This is a genomic window from Pseudomonas fluorescens, assembly GCF_002022275.1.
Classification (GTDB): Bacteria; Pseudomonadota; Gammaproteobacteria; order Pseudomonadales; family Pseudomonadaceae; genus Aquipseudomonas; species Aquipseudomonas fluorescens_AJ.
The window spans coordinates 104,579-123,612 of record NZ_MSDF01000016.1 but is presented as its reverse complement, the minus strand read 5'-3'; the positions used below and the strand labels follow the sequence as shown (position 1 = coordinate 123,612).

Below are 19,034 nucleotides of genomic sequence, written 5' to 3'. Positions count from 1 at the left end.
TGTGCAACACACCGCAGCCGAATAGTTAGTGAATCTTGAAATCGATCGGTACGCTGACCCAGCCGTCCTGGGCCACGTCGCCCTGCTTGGCCGGCACGAAGCTCCAGCGCTTCACGGCGGTCAGTGCGGCGTCATCGAGTTGCTGGCGACCGCTGCTTTTCTGAATCTGGATCTCACCCGGTTTGCCGCTGGCCAACACATGCACCCTGAGCAACACCGTGCCTTCCCAACCCCGGCGCTGGGCCAGTGACGGGTATTCGGGCGCCGGGTTCTTCAAGTACGCGGCGTTGGCCGACGCCGGTGTCACCGGGGCGGGCGACGGCGGAGCCGCTGGCGCAGCCGGAGCCGGTGGTGCTGGCGTCGGCGGCGCGGGCGGTTGCTCGACCGGTTTAGGGGCGGGCTTGGGCTCGGGTTTGGGCACAGGCTTTGGCTTGGGTTTTGGAATCGGTTTGGGCGGCGCCGGTTTGGCCGCCAACTCGTCCACCACCGGCGGCGGTGGCTCGACCACGGGCGGCGGTGGTGGCGGCGGCACAGGCGGTGGTGGTTCAACCACCGGCGGTGCCGGCTGGGAAAATTCGATGGTCATTGGTGGAATTTCCGGCGGCACAATCGGCAGCACCGGCGTCGGCTTCTGGCTCACCCAATAGATCACCGCACCGTGCAGGGCCAACACCAGCAACCCCAGCAGAATCCCTTCGCGCCGGCTCGAAAAGCGTTTCGGGGCTTGCTGCAAACGCTGCTGCCCCAACGGCGCGCGGTGCGGCCGGCCAAGGTCGACCAACTCACCACCCGGTGCCTGGCGCCACTGCGCCTCGTGTGCACTGGCGGCGGTCTGGACATTGCCCATTGATTCACTCCCTACGGTTTTTGAAACAAAAAACCGACAGGCCTGCCTGAGCGGCCGTCGAGGGCTGAATCATCGGGGCCATACGCTTATCTCTTAAAGTAATCTTTGAAGTTATACATAGACTTAAATTGAATAAGAGAAATATTCGGAAACGTCAAAGCCACGAGCTGCGCGGGCTAGCGCGATGCGGCGTTTTTTCGATGCTTTAAAGGCATACAAAATATTCAGTAAAGGCATCGACTGTGGCGAGCGGGCTTGCCCCGCGTTGGGTGGCGAAGCCGCCCTAAAAGGAGCACACGTCTTATGCCTGACACACTTCGGGGGGGCTTTCTGGGGCCGCTTCGCAGCCCAACGCGGGGCAAGCCCGCTCGCCACAACAAGCCCGCTCGCCACAAAAGCACCAGGGGCAAAAATCTACACAGGGCTGTTTGCACACAAATCCAGCAATTGGCGCTGCAATGTCTGCCCCGCCGCACCCAGGCCACTGCGGCCATACAAGGCCAGGCGCACGCCTTGCACCGACGGCAAACCACTGTCTTCATCCAGAATCACATGCCCAGCCTGCACCACTCGCCTCGGCAGCAAACTGATGCCCAACCCCGCCGCCACTGCCGAACACACGCTGGCCAAGCTCGCGCTGGAGTAGCCGATGCGCCAGCGCCAACCGCCGACTTCCAGGTGTTGCAGCATTTCATTGCGGTACAAGCCGCCCACCGGAAACGCTACCAAGGGCAGCGGGTCTCGCCCCAGCGACGACGTGCTGCGGCTGTCGACCCAGCACAGCGGTTCCGGCCAGGAGGCCAGGCAGTCATCGCTGTCGCCCATCTGTTTGACCAGCAGCACGTCGAACTCGCCGCCCCGGTATTGGCGCTGCAGTTCCGGGCCGAGGCCGCTGGTGACTTCAAGTCGCACGCGCGGGTGGGCCGCCACAAATGACGACAACAACGGCATCAGGCGCTCGGCGGCGAAATCTTCCGGTACGCCGAGGCGCAATACGCCGTCGCTTTGCTGATTGATCAGCACATCGGCGGCTTCTTCATGCAGCGCGAGGATGCGCCGCGCGTAGGCCAGCAAGCGTTCACCTTCGGCGGTCGGCACCACGCGGCGCTGATCGCGGTCGAGCAACTGGCACGCCACGGCGTCTTCCAGACGGCGAATCTGCTGGCTCACGGTGGATTGGGTCAGGTGCAGCCGCTCGGCGGCGCGGGTGAAATTGCCGCAGTCCACCACGGCCACAAAACTGCGTAACAACACGGGGTCGAACATCGGCATCACCATCACGTTTACCACTGGTTGGCATGGTTATATTTAATTTCAGAATACCCGCGCCGCTCCCCATACTCACCCACTCATTTCTGTCGAACGGGCGTTGCATGACCCTGAATAAATCCCTCGCCGGCTGGGGCCTGCTGGTAGTCCTCGGCCTCAACCTGCGGCCAATCCTCAGCTCGATCAGCCCGCTGCTCGGCGAGATTCGCCAGGCCACCGGCTTGAGCTTCCAGAGCAGCGCCCTGCTCACCAGCCTGCCGGTGGCGTGCATGGGGCTGGTCGCGTTGGTGGGTGTGCGGGTGGAAGCGCGCCTGGGCGAACGGCGCGGCATTGCACTGGGGCTGATGATGATTCTGCTGGCGTGCCTGGCGCGCTGGCTGATGGGCCAGGCCTCGGCACTGCTGGTGACCGCACTGCTCGGCGGCGCCGGTGTGGCGCTGATCCAGGCGCTGGTGCCGGCGATGATCAAGCGCGAATTCCACCACCGCGTGCCGGTGGCGATGGGCGTGTATTCAGCCTCATTGATGGCAGGCGGTGGCTTGGCGGCCTTGCTCAGCCCGGTAGTGTCCACGCATTTCGGGCAGTGGCAGGCAGGTCTGGGCGTGTGGCTATTGCCGGCGATGGCCGCGCTGCTGCTGTGGGCCTTCGTGCCGCTGGGCGCGGCCAGAAGCGCCAAGCTGATTCCGGCCTTCAAGGGCCTGCGCAATCGCCGCGCGTGGCTGCTGGCGCTGTATTTCGGCTTGGTGAACTGCGGCTACATGAGCATGGTGGCGTGGCTGCCTGCGTACTATCAGCAATTGGGTTGGGACGTGCTGCCCAGCGGCTCGCTGCTGGCGTTCATGACCATTTTTCAGGTGCTCGCCGCGCTGTTGATGCCGGTATTGGCGCAACGCGGTATCGACCGTCGCCCACTGCTCGGCATCAGCCTGTTGGCGCAAACCGTGGGCTACCTCGGCCTGATCCTGGCGCCGTTGCAATTCCCGCATCTATGGGTGGCGCTCTGCGGCTTCGGCCTGGGCGCGTGCTTCGCCCTGAGCCTGCTGCTGACTCTCGACCACCACCGCGACCCACGCCAGGCCGGGCAACTGGCGGCGTTCGTGCAAGGTGTGGGCTTTTTGATCAATGCAGTTTCGCCGTGGCTGACCGGCTGGCTGCGCGAACTCACCGGTAACTTCGTCAGCGCCTGGTGGGTGCTGACGGCCACGGCGCTGGCGATGCTGGTGGTGACGCGGGTGTTCAGTCCGGCCACCTACCGCACGGCACCGGCTCTATAGATATGCATTTAAGATCTAGATAAAAACCATAAGCTTCTTTTAAGGAATAAACCCACACCCTAAAATCCCGGCTTTCCCCTGGACGCCGGGCACACCATGGATCTTCGCCAACTGCGCTACTTCATCGCGCTCAATGAGCACCGCAGTTTCGTGCGCGCCGCCGACGCCATGGGCATCACGCAGCCAGCGTTCAGCCGCAGCATACAGGGCCTGGAGCAGGAGTTCGGCTGTGTGCTGGTCGACCGTGCGCACAAAGATCTGCGCCCCACGCCCGAGGGCCAAGTGGTGCTGCAACACGCCTTGAGCCTGGTGCAGGGCGCGGCGCTGCTCAGCCATGAAGTCACGCGCATGACCAAGCTCGACGCCGGCGAAGTGTGCTTCGGCAGCGATGCTGTGGCGGCGGTCAACCTCGCCCCCCAGGCCATGGCACGGTTTATCAGCGCCTACCCCAAGGTCCGTACGCGCTTGCAGGTGGACAATTGGGAAAAGCTCGGCCGCAGTCTGAGCCGTGAGGAGATTGAATTTTTTATCGCCGATGTGCGCCACTTCGAGGCCGACCCGAACTTCCAGACTCAGGCCCTGACACCCAGGCGCACGGTGTTTTTCTGCCGTGCCGAGCACCCGCTGCTGGCCAAGGACAGCTTGTCCACCAACGACTTGTTCGCCTACCCGCTGGCGACGCCGCTGATTGCGCCGGGCATTCGCAAGCTGCTAGCCAACCTCAGCGGGCGCATCGACTTTGCGCCCGCGATCGAACTGGAGCAGTTCGCCGCGCTGGCGAGCATCGTGCGCCAGTCCGACGCGGTGGGGCTGGGGGCCGAAGAGGCATTTGTCGACGGGTTCGCCAGCGGCGAATTGCACATCTTGCAGTGGCGCAACCTGCCTCACGCGCTCGATAGCTTGAACAACCGCTGCGGCGTGATCAGCCGCGCTGGGGTTCGGTTGTCACCTGCGGCGAAGGCGCTGATCGAAACCCTTCTGGCGGTGGAAAGCCAAGCCGATTGGCCCGCGCAAACGTACCAAAGTCGTTGAAGCGTACGCCCATCTCAGCCATCACCTTGTGCGCCACCCCGGCCGTCATCTGGCGGATGTAGAACGGCTCTTTCACCACAAAGTGATGGATGCCGTGGGTGCTGCCGAAGTTGAAGCAGAACGCCTGCAACGGCCACATCCACCACGGGTTGAGCACCTGGGTTTGCTGGATCACGTCTCCCAATTCCACATCGCCGTAGTAATGCATGTTGGAGCTGACAAAGTGCAGGCAGAAGGTGCGCAGCACGTTGGGGCCGATGATCACCACGGCGGCGATGTCGATCACCTGCATCACCTGCAAGGTGCTGGCCGACCACTCGATGGGCGCTCCCATCAGGCTGGCGATGCCATTGGCCGCATGAAAGCCTAGGAACACGTACCACGCGCCCCAGTGCAGCAGCGCCAAGGGCGCGTATACCAGCAGCGAGCGCTTGAGGATCTTGAGTTTGTGGCCCCAGGTTTTGGCGCGCAGCATGCGGATGAACGCCGACATCACGTTATCGCCGACCATCAGTAACCGCGCAAAACCCCAGGGCTCGCCGTTGGTGATCGCGCGCTCTTCCATGTCGGTCTCGGTGCCCGAGACTTTGTGGTGGTTGAGGTGCAGGTGGCGGCGGATCCACGGGTTGATCGTGCTGGGCCGCGCCAGCCACACCAGACCCATCATCAGGTTGTGGGGCACGCGCTGTTTGCGAAAGTACATGCTGTGGATCAGGTCGTGTTCCAGCTCGTGGGTCAGCGAGGCGAGGAAGGCGTTGAGCAGCAGGCACGCCCACCAGGCCAGATGGCCGGTGATGTAGAGCGCGGCCGAGCCGAGCATGCCCACCAGCGCAAACGCCAGGATGCCCGCGCCCAGCGCGTCCTGATGCAGCAGCCAGGGGTGTTGCTGGCGCAGGCGCACGCCTTCGGCGAGCACCACTTCACGGATTTTTGCGGAACGCTGTTGCGCGTTCATCTGTTGGGGACTTGCAGAAGTACCGTCCATGCTTCCATCCTCTGTTATCGATAGCTGCATCCTGGCCCACCTGGTGCGCCAAGGCAGCAGCCCCGGACGCCAACCTGTTGACCGCAAGCGCCAATCGCCATGACCGAACCCACCTCCCTCGCCAGCTGGACCCGCGCCCTGCGCAAGCAGCTCGACGCCCTGGGCCTCGACAGTGCCGGGCTGTGCGCGCAAGCCGGGCTCGACCCACAGCAGATGGACGACCCCAACGCGCGCTACCCGCTGTCGGCGACCACGCGCCTGTGGGCACTGGCGGTGCAGGCCAGCGGCGACCCGGCGATTGGTTTGCGGGTGTCGCGGTTTGTCAGCCCCACCACCTTTCATGCGCTGGGTTACGCGCTGGTGGCCAGCGGCAGCTTGCGCGAGGTGTTTGAGCGCATCGTGCGTTATCACCAGGTGGTCAGCGATGCGCTGATCCTGGAGCTTAGCGGGGATGGCGAGCGCTACCACTTTCGGCTGCTGCAACCGCCGGGCGGCCCGGCGCCGGCGTTCGAAGCGATTGATGCCTTTGCGGCAATCTATGTGCGCACCTGCCGCAATCGGCTGGGGCGTGAATACGCGCCCTTGGCGGTGCACCTGCGCAGGCCGGAGCCGGCGGACCCCAAGCCGTGGCACACGGTATTTCGCGCGCCGGTATTCTTCGGCGCTGAAGAAGATCGACTTGAGTTTGCCGCACGGGATTTCGACAGCCATCTGGACGACGCCAACCCGGAGCTGGCCGAACACAATGAAACCGTGCTCAAACGCACCCTCGCCCAGCTGCAACCGCTGACCTGGGAGCGCAAGGTGCGCGGGGCCATCGAGGCGCAACTGCCCGATGGCGAGCCGAGCGCCGAGCGGATCGCCCAGGCGCTGCACCTGAGCCTGCGCAGTTTGCAGCGGCACCTGGCGGATGAAGGGTGCCGGTTTGATGCGTTGCTCAATGAATGCCGGGAGAACCTGGCGCTGCTGCACTTGCGGGACCCGCAGTGTTCATTGGCAGAGATCAGTCATTTGTTGGGGTTTGCCGATACCAGCAGTTTTAACCGGGCGTTCAAGCGGTGGACGGGGATGACGCCGGGGCAGTTTCGGGATGGGTTGCGGTAGGGAGATTTTTGGCGAATGTGAGGGCCTCATCGCAGGCAAGCCAGCTCCCACAGCTGACTGCATTCCATGGTTGGAACTCGGTCAACTGTGGGAGCTGGCTTGCCTGCGATGGCGTCAGATCAGTCAACGCCCCCGATCACGCCGCAGCAACTTCTTCACCCGCGCCACCAGCGCCTTGGCTTCAAATGGCTTGAGCAAATAATCATCCTCATGCAGCTCCAGCCCGCGCAACCGATCTTCAATCCCGCCCGGGGTGGTCAAAAACAACATCGGCGTCTGCCCCTTCAACCGAATCGCCTGCTGCAATTTCCAGGCATTCAGGCCCGGCAGCATCACGTCCAGAATCACCAGGTCGTACTCGATGCTTTCCACAAAACGCAACGCCGCCATGCCATTGGCCGCGACTTCCACGGTGTAGCCGGCCTCGTTCAGGCCCCGAGCCATCCGCTGTGCCTCGTCGGATTCATGTTCCACTAACAGCACGCGCATAACACACCTCGATTGATCAGACGTGCAGGCTAACACCCTCAGGTGTGTGCCGCCTCACGCAGGCGCTGAACGTCGAGAATCTCGATCTCGCCATACCCCAGGCGCACCACGCCCTGGGCTTGCAGGTCTTTGAGCAGGGCGTTGGTGGTCTGGCGCGACAGGCTCAGCATCGCCGCGAGGTCTTCCTGGGGCAGTTGCAGGACGCTTTTTGCGTGCTCGGTGTCGCCATACCCCTCAACAATCATCAACAAACGGTGGGCCAGTCGAACCGAGGCAGGCATCAGGCTCAGGTGTTCAAGGTTGATAAAGCTCAAGCGCAGCTTTTGGCTCATCAACAAGGCCAGGTCGCGCCAGTATTGCGGGGTTTGATCGAGGATGTTCAGCAACGCCTGCTGCGGCACCTGCAACAGCGTGCACGGCCCCACGGCGCAGGCGTCGTGGGTGCGGGGCAAGCCATCGAACAGGCAGATTTCGCCGAACCAGTACGGCAACTCCACCAGGCTCAGCACCGCCTCCTTGCCCTGCTCACTCACCGCACTGATGCGCAGCGTGCCATCCAGCACCGCATACAGGCCGCACGGCGGGTCGCCGCGCTTGAACAGGTATTGCCCCGCCGCCAGCTGCCGCAGCCGCGCGTGGGCCAGCAGGCTATGCTGAAAGGACTCGGGCAAGTGGCTGAACCAGTGACCGGTGGCCAGTCGCGCATGCCATTTCTCTGCGTCCATGAGAACTCCGAAGATTGTCGCCCAGTTGACAGTCAGGCGCAGGCTGACAGGGCATGATCAAGCATCCTACAGGAGGAACAACAATGAAAAGCCTCGTCGATCACCTCAGCCAATACGCTGCTTACCACCGCGACCCGCGCAATATCGCCAGCCACTTTATCGGCATTCCGCTGATCGTCGTCGCCGTGGCGGTGCTGCTGTCGCGCCCTGAATGGGCGGTGGGCGGTCTGTGGGTTTCACCGGCGGTGATTGTCGCGCTGTTTTCGGCGTGGTTTTACCTACGCCTGGAACTGGCGCTGGGCGTGCTGATGACGGTGCTGATGGGCTTGTCGGTGTGGGCCGGGCATGTACTGGCGGCGCAGAGCACGCTGGTGTGGCTGAGCAGCGGCATCGGGATGTTTGTGGTGGGCTGGGTGATTCAGTTTGTCGGGCATTACTACGAAGGCAAGAAGCCCGCGTTTGTGGACGATGTGTCGGGGCTCATCGTAGGGCCGTTGTTTGTGGTGGCGGAGTTGGCGTTTCTGGTGGGGTTGCGGGGGGATTTGAAGCAGCAGATCGAAGAGCGGTCGGGGCCGGTGCGGACCAACCGCCACAACTCTCCCGCATGATCGTTCCCACGCTCTGCGTGGGAATGCAGCCATGGACGCTCCGCGTCCCAAAGCGTGATGCAAAGCGTCACAAGAGGCATTCCCACGCGGAGCGTGGGAACGATCTTTGCGTCAGGCTTTTTGCCAGACCTTGGGTTTGAAGAACAAGGTCTCGCCACGGGCCAGGCCGGTCAGGCTGTCGTGGTCCTTCACCACTTCAGCTTCGATCAGCTCGCTTTGGCCTTCGACCTTCAAGGTCACCCGAGTCGTTGCACCGAGTGGGCGAATATCCCGCACCTCAGCCGCGTGGTGATCTTCCAGTTCATGGCGCGACAGCGACACTTCGTGCGGCCGGAACAGCACGTGCTTGTCCTCGCCCAAGTGCAGGCGGTTGGAGTCGCCAAGGAAGTGGTAAACAAAGTCGCTCGCCGGGTTTTCGTAGACTTCGCCCGGTGAACCGATCTGCTCGATCACGCCCTTGTTCATCACCACGATACGGTCGGCGACTTCCATGGCCTCTTCCTGGTCGTGGGTCACGAATACCGAGGTCAGGTTGATGTCTTCGTGCAGGCGCGCCAGCCAGCGGCGCAGTTCTTTACGCACCTTGGCGTCGAGGGCACCGAAGGGCTCATCCAGCAACAGCACTTTGGGCTCGACCGCCAGGGCGCGGGCCAGGGCGATACGTTGGCGCTGGCCACCGGAGAGTTGTTCCGGGTAGCGGTCCGACAACCAGTCAAGCTGCACCATGTTCAGCAGTTCGTGGACCTTCACCGCGATCTGGCTTTCGCTCGGGCGCTGGTTTTTCGGTTTCATGCGCAGGCCGAAGGCGACGTTGTCAAACACGGTCATATGGCGAAACAACGCGTAGTGCTGGAACACAAACCCGACGTTGCGATCGCGCACGTCGTGCCCGGACACGTCTTCACCGTGGAACACGATGCTGCCGTCATCCGGAGTTTCCAGGCCGGCAATGATGCGCAGCAAGGTGGTCTTGCCGCAGCCGGACGGGCCGAGCAACGCCACCAGCTCGCCACTCTGGATATCCAGATTGATGCTGTTCAGGGCCTTGAAGGCGTTGAAATTCTTGCTGACATTACGGACTTCAATCGACATGACTTATTCCTCTCCGCTACCTGTGCGCAGGCGGTTAATACGGTTCTCGCTCCACTGCTTGAGCAGCAGGATGAAGAGCGCCAGGATCAGCAGCAGACTCGCCACCGCAAACGCGGCAACGTGGTTGTATTCGTTGTAGAGAATCTCGACGTGCAGCGGCAAGGTGTTGGTCACGCCGCGAATGTGGCCGGACACCACCGACACCGCGCCGAACTCACCCATGGCCCGCGCGGTACACAGCACAACACCGTAGATCAGGCCCCACTTGATGTTCGGCACGGTCACGTGCCAGAACATCTGCCAGCCGTTGGCGCCGAGCAGGCGTGCAGCCTCTTCCTCCTGGGTGCCCTGCTCCTGCATCAGCGGGATCAGTTCACGGGCCACGAAGGGCACGGTGACAAAGATGGTTGCCAGTACGATGCCGGGCAAGGCGAACACGATCTGGATGTCGTGGTCTTGCAGCCACGGGCCGAAGAAGCCCTGGGCGCCGAACATCAGCACGTAAACCAAACCTGCAATCACCGGCGAGACCGAGAACGGCAGGTCGATCAACGTGACGAGGATGCTCTTGCCACGGAACGAGTACTTGCTCACGCACCAGGCGGCGCTGACGCCGAACACCACGTTGAGCGGCACCGAAATCACCACGGCGATCACCGTGAGTTTCAGCGCCGACAACGCGTCGGGTTCGAGGATCGCGGTGAAGAACGCGCCGAGGCCGTTCTTCAAGCCCTGGGACACCACAATAAACAGCGGCAGCAGCAGGAACAATGCGAACACCAGCCAGCCAAGGCTGATCAGGATGCGTCGCGACACTGCGCTGCCACGGCGGGCAGCGTTGGCCGAGGACGCGGCGGAAATAGACGATTGGGACATGTTCCGCGCCTCCTTATGGGGTTTCGATGCGCCGCTGCAACAAGTTGATCAGCAGCAGCAAAACAAAGGAAACCACCAGCATCAGCACACCAATCGAGGTGGCGCCGTGGTAGTCGTATTGGTCGAGCTTGACCATGATCAGCAGCGGCAGGATCTCGGTTTTCATCGGCATGTTGCCGGCGATGAAAATCACCGAGCCGTACTCTCCGACGCCACGGGCAAAGGCCAGGGCGAAACCGGTCAGCCAGGCGGGCAGCAGCGCGGGCACGAGAATGTAGCGGAACACCTGCAACGGCTTGGCACCCAGGCAGGCGGCCGCCTCTTCGATTTCCCGGGGGATATCGGCAAGCACCGGCTGCACCGTGCGCACCACGAACGGCAGCGTGACGAAGGTCAGCGCCAGCGTGATGCCCAACGGGGTGTAGGCGATTTTGAAACCCAGGTCTGCGGCGAACTGGCCGACCAGCCCGTTAGGCGTGTACAGCGCGGTCAGCGCGATACCGGCGACGGCGGTGGGCAGCGCGAACGGCAAGTCGATCATCGCGTCGATGATCTTGCGGCCGGGGAAGGTGTAGCGCACCAGCACCCAGGCCAGCAGTGTACCGATCACGCCATTGATGATGGCGGCGTACAACGCAGTGCCGAAGCTCAGTTTCAACGCCGCCAGCACACGCGGTGCGGAGATGATGTTCCAGAACTGATCCCAGGTAAGTTGAGCGGCGTGTACAAACATCGCCGCAAGGGGGATGAGTACGATCAGGCTGAGGTACACCACGGTGTAGCCCAGCGTCAGCCCGAAGCCGGGTATGACGGGGGAGATACGACGCGACATAAGAGTCCTTGGTTAAAGGGTAGAAACCACTGTAGGAGCGCGCTTTCTGGGGAGGCTGGCTTTTCTGTGGGAGCTGGCTTGCCTGCGATGGCCTCACCTCGGTGTGTCAGTCACACCTAAGTGATGCCATCGCAGGCAAGCCAGCTCCCACACAAGCCCAGCGCCTACAGAAAATCAGGCTCCTACAGGTACTTTGGCTTACTGCGCGGTGTAAATCTGGTCGAACACGCCGCCGTCGTTAAAGAATTTCGGTTGGGCAGTTTTCCAGCCGCCGAAGTCTTTGTCGATAGTCACCAAGTCCAGTTTCGGGAACTGTTGGGCGTATTTGGCGGCAACCGCTGCATCGCGTGGGCGGTAGAAGTTTTTCGCCGCAATCTCCTGGCCAGCCGGGCTGTACAGGTGTTTCAGGTATTCGGTGGCGATTTCGGTGTTGCCCTTTTTCTCGGCGTTCTTGTCGACCACGGCAACCGGTGGCTCGGCGAGGATCGACAGGGACGGCACGACGATGTCGAACTTATCGGCGCCGCCGTCTTCTTTCAGCGCCAGGAACGCTTCGTTTTCCCAGGCCAGCAACACGTCACCCTGACCGTTGTTGACGAAGGTGATGGTCGAACCACGGGCGCCGGTGTCGAGAATCGGCACGTGCTTGAACAGTTCTTTGACGTATTCCTGCGCCTTGGCTTCGCTGCCACCGGCTTTGAGGCCGTAGGCCCAGGCGGCGAGGAAGTTCCAGCGCGCACCGCCGGAAGTTTTCGGGTTCGGGGTGATCACGGACACGTCTTTCTTGATCAGGTCGCCCCAATCCTTGATGCCTTTAGGGTTGCCCTTGCGCACCAGGAACACGATGGTCGAGGTGTACGGGGTGCTCGCATCCGGCAGGCGGGTTTGCCAGTTTTCCGGCAGGGTCTTGCCCAGTTTGGCGATTTCGTCGATGTCGCCGGCCAGGGCCAGGGTCACCACGTCGGCGCGCAGGCCGTCGATGACCGCACGGCCTTGCTTGCCCGAACCACCGTGGGATTGCTGGATTTTGACGTTGTCGCCCGGGTGGGACTGTTTCCAGAAATTGGTGAACTCAGCGTTGTAGTCCTGGTACAGCTCACGGGTAGGGTCGTATGAGACGTTGAGCAACTCGTAGTCTTTGGCAACGGCGGAACCTGCAAACACGGCACTGGCCAATGCGGCCAGGGCGTAACGGCGAATCGACGACATAGAAGGCTCCTGAAAATTCTTTGGTGTTGGCTTTTTCTTATAACTGCGGGTCTATCGCCGGTGATGCTTAAGCCGGTTTGTTGCCTGGGTTCTGCAAACGGAATTTTTCTTTGCGTTCGATCTGTACCACTTGGGCGTTGTGCACAGTAATTTCCACCGCGCCAAACCGCAGATCGCGCAGGGCGCTCTGGATCTCACGCAAAATGGCTGCTTCGTCCTGGCCGTCGACGCTACGTAGAGATGCGCTCATGGTCTCGCTCCTGAAATGAATAGTGCCTCGCAGTGGCGGCACTGCTTGCGGCGTGAGGGCGATAGTAGATAAGCGCGGATATTCTTAAAAATACTATTTAAGAATGTTTATATAACCAGAAAGAATTTTCTGGCAGGACGTGGGGTTGCGAGCGGGTTTTGTGCCCGAACACCGAAATAAAGCCTCGAGAAGATCTAAATGTGGGAGCTGGCTTGCCTGCGATGGCAGTGTGTCAGCGAGTACATTCATCGCTGACCTACCGCTATCGCAGGCAAGCCAGCTCCCACATTTTGAGTGCATTTCAAGCCTGGATTGGAGGGGCGCGGCCCCAATCGATTTCACTTGCCGGCATAGGCCGCCCAAACCAGTAGCCCTGCCCCATGTCACACTCTTGCTCCAACAAGAACCGCGCCTGCTCCACCTGTTCAATCCCTTCGGCGTGCACCTGCATGCCCATGCTTTTTGCCAGCGCGATCACCACCCGCACAATCGCCGCATCATCCTCATCCCACGGCAACCCGGCCACAAAGCCCTGATCGATCTTGAGCTTCTGCACCGGCAGGCGCTTGAGGCGCAGCAGCGAGGAATAGCCGGTGCCGAAATCGTCGATAGCCAGCCGCAAGCCCAGTTCGCGCAGACGGTGCATTTGCTCAAGCGCCACTTCGGGATCCTCCATCACTGCGCTTTCAGTGACTTCCAGCTCCAGAACCGCCGGATCAAGGCCCGTGGCGTGCAGCACTTGGGCGACTTGCTCGTACAGCTCGCGCCGGGCGAACAAACGACTGGATACGTTGACGGCAATGAAACTCAGCGGTGCGCCCTCGGCCAGCCACTGACACATCTGGCGACAGGCCTGGTCCATCACCCAGGCATCAATTTCGGCGATCAACCCGGTGCGCTCGGCGATGGGGATAAACTCCCCCGGCGGCACCAGCCCGCGCTCCGGGTGCTGCCAGCGCACCAGCGCTTCGACGCCGATCAGGCGGTGGTCTTGCAGGTCGTGCACGGGTTGGTAATAGACGCGCAGCTCGTGCTGATCCAGGGCGCGGCGCAATTCGCCGGCGATTTCCACGCGGTGCTGGGCGTGGGCGGTCAGCTCTTCGGTGTACAGCGCGTAGCCTTCGCGGCCAGCGCTTTTGGCCTTGAACAGCGCGGAATCAGCGTTACGCAGCAGTTGTTCGGCGCTCAGGGCATCGCTGGGAAACAGGCTGATGCCGATACTGGCGCTGATAAACAATTGATGCCCATCAAAGATGAACGGCTGCTTCATCGCATCGAGCATGCGCTGCGCCAAGGCGGCAGCCTGCACCACCTGTGGACAACTTTCGGCCAACACCGCGAACTCATCCCCACCGAGGCGCGCCAGGGTCACGCCGGGGCCGAACAGGCCTTTGAGGCGCTCAGCGACGGCTTTGAGCAGTTGGTCACCGACCGTGTGGCCGAGGCTGTCGTTGATGATTTTGAAGTGGTCCAGGTCCAGCATCAGCAGGGCGCTGCCACGTTTATGCACCTGTGCCGAGGCCAGCGCCTGCTCGACGCGGTCGGTGAACAACAGGCGATTGGGCAGCTCGGTCAACGGATCGTGGTGCGCGAGGTACGCCAATTCGTGCTCGGAATCCTTGATGGCGCTAATGTCGGAGAACACCGCGACGAAGTGACTGACGTTGCCCTGGTCGTCATGGATAACGCGGATGGTTTGCCACTGTGGATAAATCTCGCCGCTTTTGCGTCGATTCCAGATTTCGCCGCTCCATTCACCGGATTTCTCCAGGGTCTGGAACATCTGTTGGTAAAAATTCGACGAATGGCGCCCCGATTTGAACAGGCTTGGCCGTTCGCCCATGACATCTTCGCGGCGGTAGCCAGTGATGGCCATGAACGCCCGGTTAACGTGAACGATCAGCCCCTGGGCATCGGTCACCAGCACGCCTTCGCGGGTGCTGTCGAAGACGGCGGCCGCCTGTTGCAGGCGCTCGCGGTTTTCTTTCAGGGGTTGTTGAAGCCTGTGAGTGCGGGCGAAACGCACGCACATCAGGTAAATCGCCAGCGCGGTCAAGGCCACCCAAACATAGCCGCGCACCTGCAGCCAGCGCCCCAACTCCCGTGGGTCATCGAGAAAGTCGATTAATAGGTGGTTGCTGAGCTGGAGCCACACGATGGAAACCAGCAGGTATACCAGCCCCGCACGAAGGGCACCTCGGTACGAAAACAGCATATGGTCAGTAATCCTTACCCAAAAAACAAAATCGCCCTACAAAGGCTGCGGATTATAGAATAAGAAACATCCAGTCACTCCTATCTGAAAGGGTGGCTGGTTTTCTCTGTGGGCTTAGTGATAATGCGTGAGCTGTTTTTTTCTTTATCTGAGGGCCATACAGCCTATGTGGTACAACGGTTTTCTTGACCTGTCAGCCTGGCAACTGGTGGCAGTCACGCTGTTGATGACCCATGTGACCATTGTTGGGGTCACCGTCTATCTGCACCGTTATTCAGCCCATCGCTCCCTGGAGCTCAATGCCGGCCTGAAACACTTCTTCCGCTTCTGGCTGTGGCTGACCACGGCGCAGAACACCCGCGAGTGGACCGCCATCCACCGCAAGCACCACGCCAAGTGCGAAACCGTCGATGACCCGCACAGCCCGGTCATCAAAGGCCTGTCTACCGTGTTGCGCAAAGGCGCCGAGCTGTACCGCGCCGAGGCCGAAAACCCGGAAACACTGCGCATCTACGGCAAGAACTGCCCGGACGACTGGATCGAACGCAACATCTACACGCCCTACCCGTTGCTGGGCGTGGCGATCATGGGCGTTATCGACCTGATGCTGTTCGGCACCATCGGCATCACCATCTGGGCGATCCAGATGATGTGGATCCCGTTCTGGGCCGCCGGCGTAATCAACGGCCTGGGCCATGCCGTGGGCTATCGCAACTTCGAATGCCGCGACGCGGCGACCAACCTGGTGCCGTGGGGCATCATTGTTGGCGGCGAAGAACTGCACAACAACCACCACACCTACCCCAACTCCGCCAAATTGTCGGTGAAAAAATGGGAATTCGACCTCGGTTGGGCGTGGATCAAAGTGTTCAGCTTTTTCCGACTGGCCAAGGTGCAACGCGTGGCGCCTATCGCGCACCGTGTTGAAGGCAAGGGCCATCTGGACATGGACACCGCCATGGCGATCCTCAACAACCGCTTCCAGATCATGGCCCAGTACCGCAAGTTGGTGATTGGCCCGCTGGTCAAGCAGGAGCTGGAGAAAGTCGATCATTCGGTGCGCCACCAGTTCCACCGCGCCAAGCGCCTGCTGTCGCGGGAAACCAGCTTGCTGGATGACCGCCACCACGTGCGTATCCAGAGCATGCTGGAACACAGCCACGCCCTGACGGTGATTTACGAGAAGCGCCTGGCCTTGCAGCAGATCTGGCTCAAGACCAGTTCCAATGGCCACGATATGTTGGCCGCGATCAAGGAATGGGTGCATGAGGCCGAGGCCAGCGGTATCCAGTCCCTGCGTGATTTTGCCCACCAGCTGAAGACCTATTCACTGCGTCCTGCCGCGGCCTGAACAGGCACTCACCGCCCGCCCGTGGCAAGCGGGCTTTCTGTGGCGAGCGGGCTTGCCCCGCGTTGGGCTGCGCAGCAGCCCTGATCCCACCAGCGCAGTTCTGTCATACAGAACGCGTTGTCAGGTTTTGGGGCTGCTGCGCAGCCCAACGCGGGGCAAGCCCGCTCGCCACAATGAGTACGCTCGCCACCGTAAAACCACTCACCAAAATCAGCCTGTTCATCACGAAAATCGGGCCCCAACCGGTTTCTGACGTCATTTCTTAGTCAGCTGGATCACGGAACTTCACCGCAATTCCCCTCTCTCAATGAACACTTCGCCATCATGGTGGCCCCTTGTAGTGATCGCGGCTCCATCCTGCGGCGCGCCCAGAGAGAGTTGTACCGATGGTTCTCGAAAACCCCTTTGCACCCGACACGCCCACGGCCGAGCCTTCTCGCCCAGCCGCCGCGGCGACCCTGCTGGCGCTGATGCATGCCCAGGGTGAAGTCGAGCGGCTGAGTGAGCGCGAGCAACTGCTGAGCTCGCTGCTGGTCAGTGTGAACGCCGTGCTGTGGGCCATCGATTGGGAAACGCGCCGCGTGCTGTACGTCAGCCCGGCCTATGAGCGTGTGTTTGGCCGTTCAGCGGGTTTGTTGCTGGCCGACCACCGGGAATGGCGCAACAGCATTCACCCCGAAGACCTCGACTACGCCGAACACAGCCTGGCCCGCGTGCTGGAACAGGGTGCTGTGGAAGACCGCGAGTACCGCATCATCACCGCTGACGGCCAGATCCGCTGGCTGAGTGACAAGTGCTACATCAACCAGCAGGTGGAGCCCGGTGAGCCGGTGATCGTGGTCGGCATGGCCGAAGACATCACCGAAAAGAAACAGATGGAGCTGGAATTGCACCGCCTGGCCACCACCGACGTGCTGACCCAGAGCAGTAACCGCCGGCATTTTTTCGAATGCGCCAACCAGGCCTTCGACAGCGCCTGCGCCCAGGGCGGGCCGCTGGCGTTCCTGTTGCTGGACATCGATGACTTCAAGGACGTCAACGACACCTACGGCCACTTGGAGGGCGATCAGGTGCTACGGCGTATCGCCGAGAGCGGCCGAAGCGTATTGCGCCGTGGCGACCTGTTCGGGCGCATTGGTGGCGAAGAGTTCGCCGCCGTATTACCGGGTTGCGCACCGGAAATGGCGTTGCAGGTGGCCGAAAGGCTCGGCAAGGAAATCCAGGCGCTGAAGTTCAGCTACGAAGGCCGGGATTTTACCGTGACCGTCAGCCAGGGCCTGGCCAGCTTGCGCGAGGAAGATTCGACCCTCGACAGCCTGTTCGCACGGGCCGATGCGGCCATGTATGAGGCCAAGCGCCTGGGCAAGAACCGTGTGGTTGCGGACTGAAGCCAAACACATCCCTCTGCAACAACTCTGCCCCTCTGTGGGAGCTGGCTTGCCTGCGATGCGGACACCTCGGTCTATCAGCCATACCGAGGTGATGCCATCGCAGGCAAGCCAGCTCCCACAGGGGGTTTTTGCGGGGGCTGTTAGCTGTTGCGCACCCGCATCAGCTCCGACAAACCGACCTTCAGCAACCGTGCGGTTTTGCTTTTGGCCAGTGCCTCCAGCCCTTCATGCTCAGTCAAACGCGCCATCTGCGCCGCCAGGTTCACCACCAGCGCATCCCGCGAATACACACCGCCTTCCAGCGAATAAATGGCCGCAATCAACTGACGCAGCTCCAGCGGCAAACGCCAGCGTGCGCGCAACGCTGAGCCGTAGGCCGCACCGAAGGTAAACAGGGCGTCGCCAATCCCTTCGTCATCCAGCGCGCCACCACCCTGGCGCCAGTCCTCCAGGCAACGCAGCAGTGCCAGATCACCCAGACGATGCAAAATGCCCGCGCTGTAACAGCGCTCGTGATCCAGCTCCAGCATGCGCGCCAGACGACGGGCGTAATCGGCGGTGTCTTGGGACAACTGCCAGTACCGCTCGGCGTAGGCCAACAGACCCGGGTCGCCCAGCACCACGTTGTGCTTGAGGGCCAGCCCCAGGATCAGGTTCATGCTCTGCCCCGCCACCAGCTTGTGCAGTGCCGCCGGCAGGGTCTGCACCGGCGTGCCGTGATGGCCGGCGCTGTTGGCGGCGGCAATCAGCACCGCGGTGATTTGCGGGTCCATGCGCACCCGGTCTTCCAGGCGCTTGAGGTCCAGCCCATCGGGGCCGAGGCTGTAGTGCACGGCGGCCTTCACATCCACCCGCAGTGGCGCGCCATCGCAAGTGTCGCGGCGCCGCTCCAGGAACACCGGCAGGGTCACGCCCGGCGCCAGCGGCGGTATTTCGCAATACACGCTCTCGCCTTCGTTGAGCAGCAAATCCTGCAGGCGTTGAGTCAGGCCTTCCATGTTCAAGGGTTTGGTCAGGTACGCCGTGGGCGCCAGCGGCAAGGCTTCACGCACGCTGGCACTGTCATTGCGACTGCTCAGCAGAATGAACGGCAACGCGGGCGAGCGACGCTGCTGGCGCACGCTGCGCAGCAGGCTCAGGCCATCAATGCCCGGCAGCTCCCAATCCGCCAGGATCAGGTCGTAGGATTTTTCTCGCAGCAGCGTGGCAGCCTCTTGGCCATCAGCACACACATCCAGCCGTGCGTCGCAGCGCACGTTCAACAGCACCTGTTTAAGCAAATCCCGCGACCAAGGGTCCGCCTCGGCAATCAACACACGGGGTACAGCGGGTAAATCAACAGCAGTCATCCAGCACGCTCCATCGGCAATGCTGCAACCTTAGACAATCGAGCCGCCTGCGTACAATGAACAGGGCCTGAATGTGCGGCGATGGGCATAAAAAAACCCGCCGAAGCGGGTTTTTTCTGTCGATCAGGTCAGCATC

At 61.7% G+C, this 19,034-nt stretch carries 18 protein-coding genes; 6 read left to right on the top strand and 12 right to left on the bottom strand.

The window, feature by feature from the left end:
• Positions 1-25: 25 nt before the first annotated feature.
• Positions 26-847: an energy transducer TonB gene (locus BFW87_RS12620; RefSeq protein ID WP_078740139.1), complete on the bottom strand. Its 822-nt coding sequence runs from the start codon at positions 845-847 to the stop codon at positions 26-28.
• A 414-nt stretch (positions 848-1,261) separates the two neighbouring features.
• On the bottom strand, positions 1,262-2,113 hold the full coding sequence (locus BFW87_RS12615; protein WP_078740547.1) for a LysR family transcriptional regulator: 852 nt from the start codon (positions 2,111-2,113) through the stop codon (positions 1,262-1,264).
• Positions 2,114-2,220: 107 nt separating this feature from the next.
• On the opposite strand from BFW87_RS12615, the gene BFW87_RS12610 reads away from it, so the two are divergent.
• Together BFW87_RS12610 and BFW87_RS12605 are read left to right on the top strand one after the other, a co-directional pair.
• Entirely contained in the window at positions 2,221-3,390 is a 1,170-nt protein-coding gene (locus BFW87_RS12610) for a CynX/NimT family MFS transporter (RefSeq protein WP_078740138.1), read from the top strand.
• 96 nt (positions 3,391-3,486) lie between these two features.
• The gene (locus BFW87_RS12605) at positions 3,487-4,422 is read left to right on the top strand and encodes a LysR family transcriptional regulator (protein WP_078740137.1); all 936 of its coding nucleotides are present in this window, start codon (positions 3,487-3,489) and stop codon (positions 4,420-4,422) included.
• Here the strand turns inward: BFW87_RS12605 and BFW87_RS12600 are convergent.
• The gene (locus BFW87_RS12600) at positions 4,313-5,407 is read right to left on the bottom strand and encodes a fatty acid desaturase (RefSeq protein ID WP_078740136.1); all 1,095 of its coding nucleotides are present in this window, start codon (positions 5,405-5,407) and stop codon (positions 4,313-4,315) included. The two genes, BFW87_RS12605 and BFW87_RS12600, sit on opposite strands and share 110 nt — an antisense overlap.
• A 99-nt stretch (positions 5,408-5,506) precedes the next feature.
• Here BFW87_RS12600 and BFW87_RS12595 point away from each other — a divergent pair, with 99 nt between their 5' ends.
• A complete protein-coding gene (locus BFW87_RS12595) occupies positions 5,507-6,511 on the top strand; it encodes an AraC family transcriptional regulator (RefSeq protein WP_078740135.1) in 1,005 nt (334 codons plus the stop codon).
• A 123-nt stretch (positions 6,512-6,634) separates the two neighbouring features.
• On the opposite strand, the gene BFW87_RS12590 is transcribed toward BFW87_RS12595, so the two are convergent.
• Together BFW87_RS12590 and BFW87_RS12585 are read right to left on the bottom strand one after the other, a co-directional pair.
• A complete protein-coding gene (locus BFW87_RS12590) occupies positions 6,635-7,000 on the bottom strand; it encodes a response regulator (RefSeq protein WP_078740134.1) in 366 nt (121 codons plus the stop codon).
• A 38-nt stretch (positions 7,001-7,038) separates the two neighbouring features.
• A complete protein-coding gene (locus tag BFW87_RS12585) occupies positions 7,039-7,725 on the bottom strand; it encodes a Crp/Fnr family transcriptional regulator (RefSeq protein ID WP_078740133.1) in 687 nt (228 codons plus the stop codon).
• Positions 7,726-7,808: 83 nt separating this feature from the next.
• Here BFW87_RS12585 and BFW87_RS12580 point away from each other — a divergent pair, with 83 nt between their 5' ends.
• Positions 7,809-8,333 (top strand): Mpo1 family 2-hydroxy fatty acid dioxygenase, encoded by a 525-nt coding sequence (locus BFW87_RS12580; RefSeq protein WP_078740132.1) that lies wholly within the window; start codon positions 7,809-7,811, stop codon positions 8,331-8,333.
• Positions 8,334-8,444: 111 nt separating this feature from the next.
• On the opposite strand, the gene BFW87_RS12575 is transcribed toward BFW87_RS12580, so the two are convergent.
• From BFW87_RS12575 to dibA, 6 genes are all read right to left on the bottom strand, one after another.
• On the bottom strand, positions 8,445-9,425 hold the full coding sequence (locus tag BFW87_RS12575) for a sulfate/molybdate ABC transporter ATP-binding protein (protein WP_065899550.1): 981 nt from the start codon (positions 9,423-9,425) through the stop codon (positions 8,445-8,447).
• A 3-nt stretch (positions 9,426-9,428) separates the two neighbouring features.
• Positions 9,429-10,301: a sulfate ABC transporter permease subunit CysW gene (gene cysW, locus BFW87_RS12570; RefSeq protein WP_078740131.1), complete on the bottom strand. Its 873-nt coding sequence runs from the start codon at positions 10,299-10,301 to the stop codon at positions 9,429-9,431.
• A 13-nt stretch (positions 10,302-10,314) separates the two neighbouring features.
• Positions 10,315-11,133 (bottom strand): sulfate ABC transporter permease subunit CysT, encoded by an 819-nt coding sequence (gene cysT / locus BFW87_RS12565; protein ID WP_078740130.1) that lies wholly within the window; start codon positions 11,131-11,133, stop codon positions 10,315-10,317.
• Positions 11,134-11,331: 198 nt separating this feature from the next.
• Positions 11,332-12,342, bottom strand: coding sequence for a sulfate ABC transporter substrate-binding protein (locus tag BFW87_RS12560; protein WP_078740129.1), 1,011 nt, complete (start codon positions 12,340-12,342; stop codon positions 11,332-11,334).
• Between the two features lie 67 nt (positions 12,343-12,409).
• On the bottom strand, positions 12,410-12,592 hold the full coding sequence (gene oscA, locus BFW87_RS12555; RefSeq protein WP_010565387.1) for a sulfur starvation response protein OscA: 183 nt from the start codon (positions 12,590-12,592) through the stop codon (positions 12,410-12,412).
• Between the two features lie 301 nt (positions 12,593-12,893).
• Complete coding sequence (gene dibA / locus BFW87_RS12550; RefSeq protein ID WP_078740128.1) at positions 12,894-14,807, bottom strand: phosphodiesterase DibA; 1,914 nt, start codon at positions 14,805-14,807, stop codon at positions 12,894-12,896.
• A 166-nt stretch (positions 14,808-14,973) separates the two neighbouring features.
• On the opposite strand from dibA, the gene desA reads away from it, so the two are divergent.
• Together desA and BFW87_RS12540 are read left to right on the top strand one after the other, a co-directional pair.
• Positions 14,974-16,158: a delta-9 fatty acid desaturase DesA gene (gene desA, locus BFW87_RS12545; RefSeq protein ID WP_078740127.1), complete on the top strand. Its 1,185-nt coding sequence runs from the start codon at positions 14,974-14,976 to the stop codon at positions 16,156-16,158.
• 386 nt (positions 16,159-16,544) lie between these two features.
• Entirely contained in the window at positions 16,545-17,546 is a 1,002-nt protein-coding gene (locus tag BFW87_RS12540; RefSeq protein ID WP_078740126.1) for a sensor domain-containing diguanylate cyclase, read from the top strand.
• A 143-nt stretch (positions 17,547-17,689) separates the two neighbouring features.
• Here BFW87_RS12540 and BFW87_RS12535 read toward each other — a convergent pair whose 3' ends face one another.
• On the bottom strand, positions 17,690-18,898 hold the full coding sequence (locus BFW87_RS12535) for an HDOD domain-containing protein (RefSeq protein WP_078740125.1): 1,209 nt from the start codon (positions 18,896-18,898) through the stop codon (positions 17,690-17,692).
• Positions 18,899-19,034 lie beyond the last annotated feature (136 nt).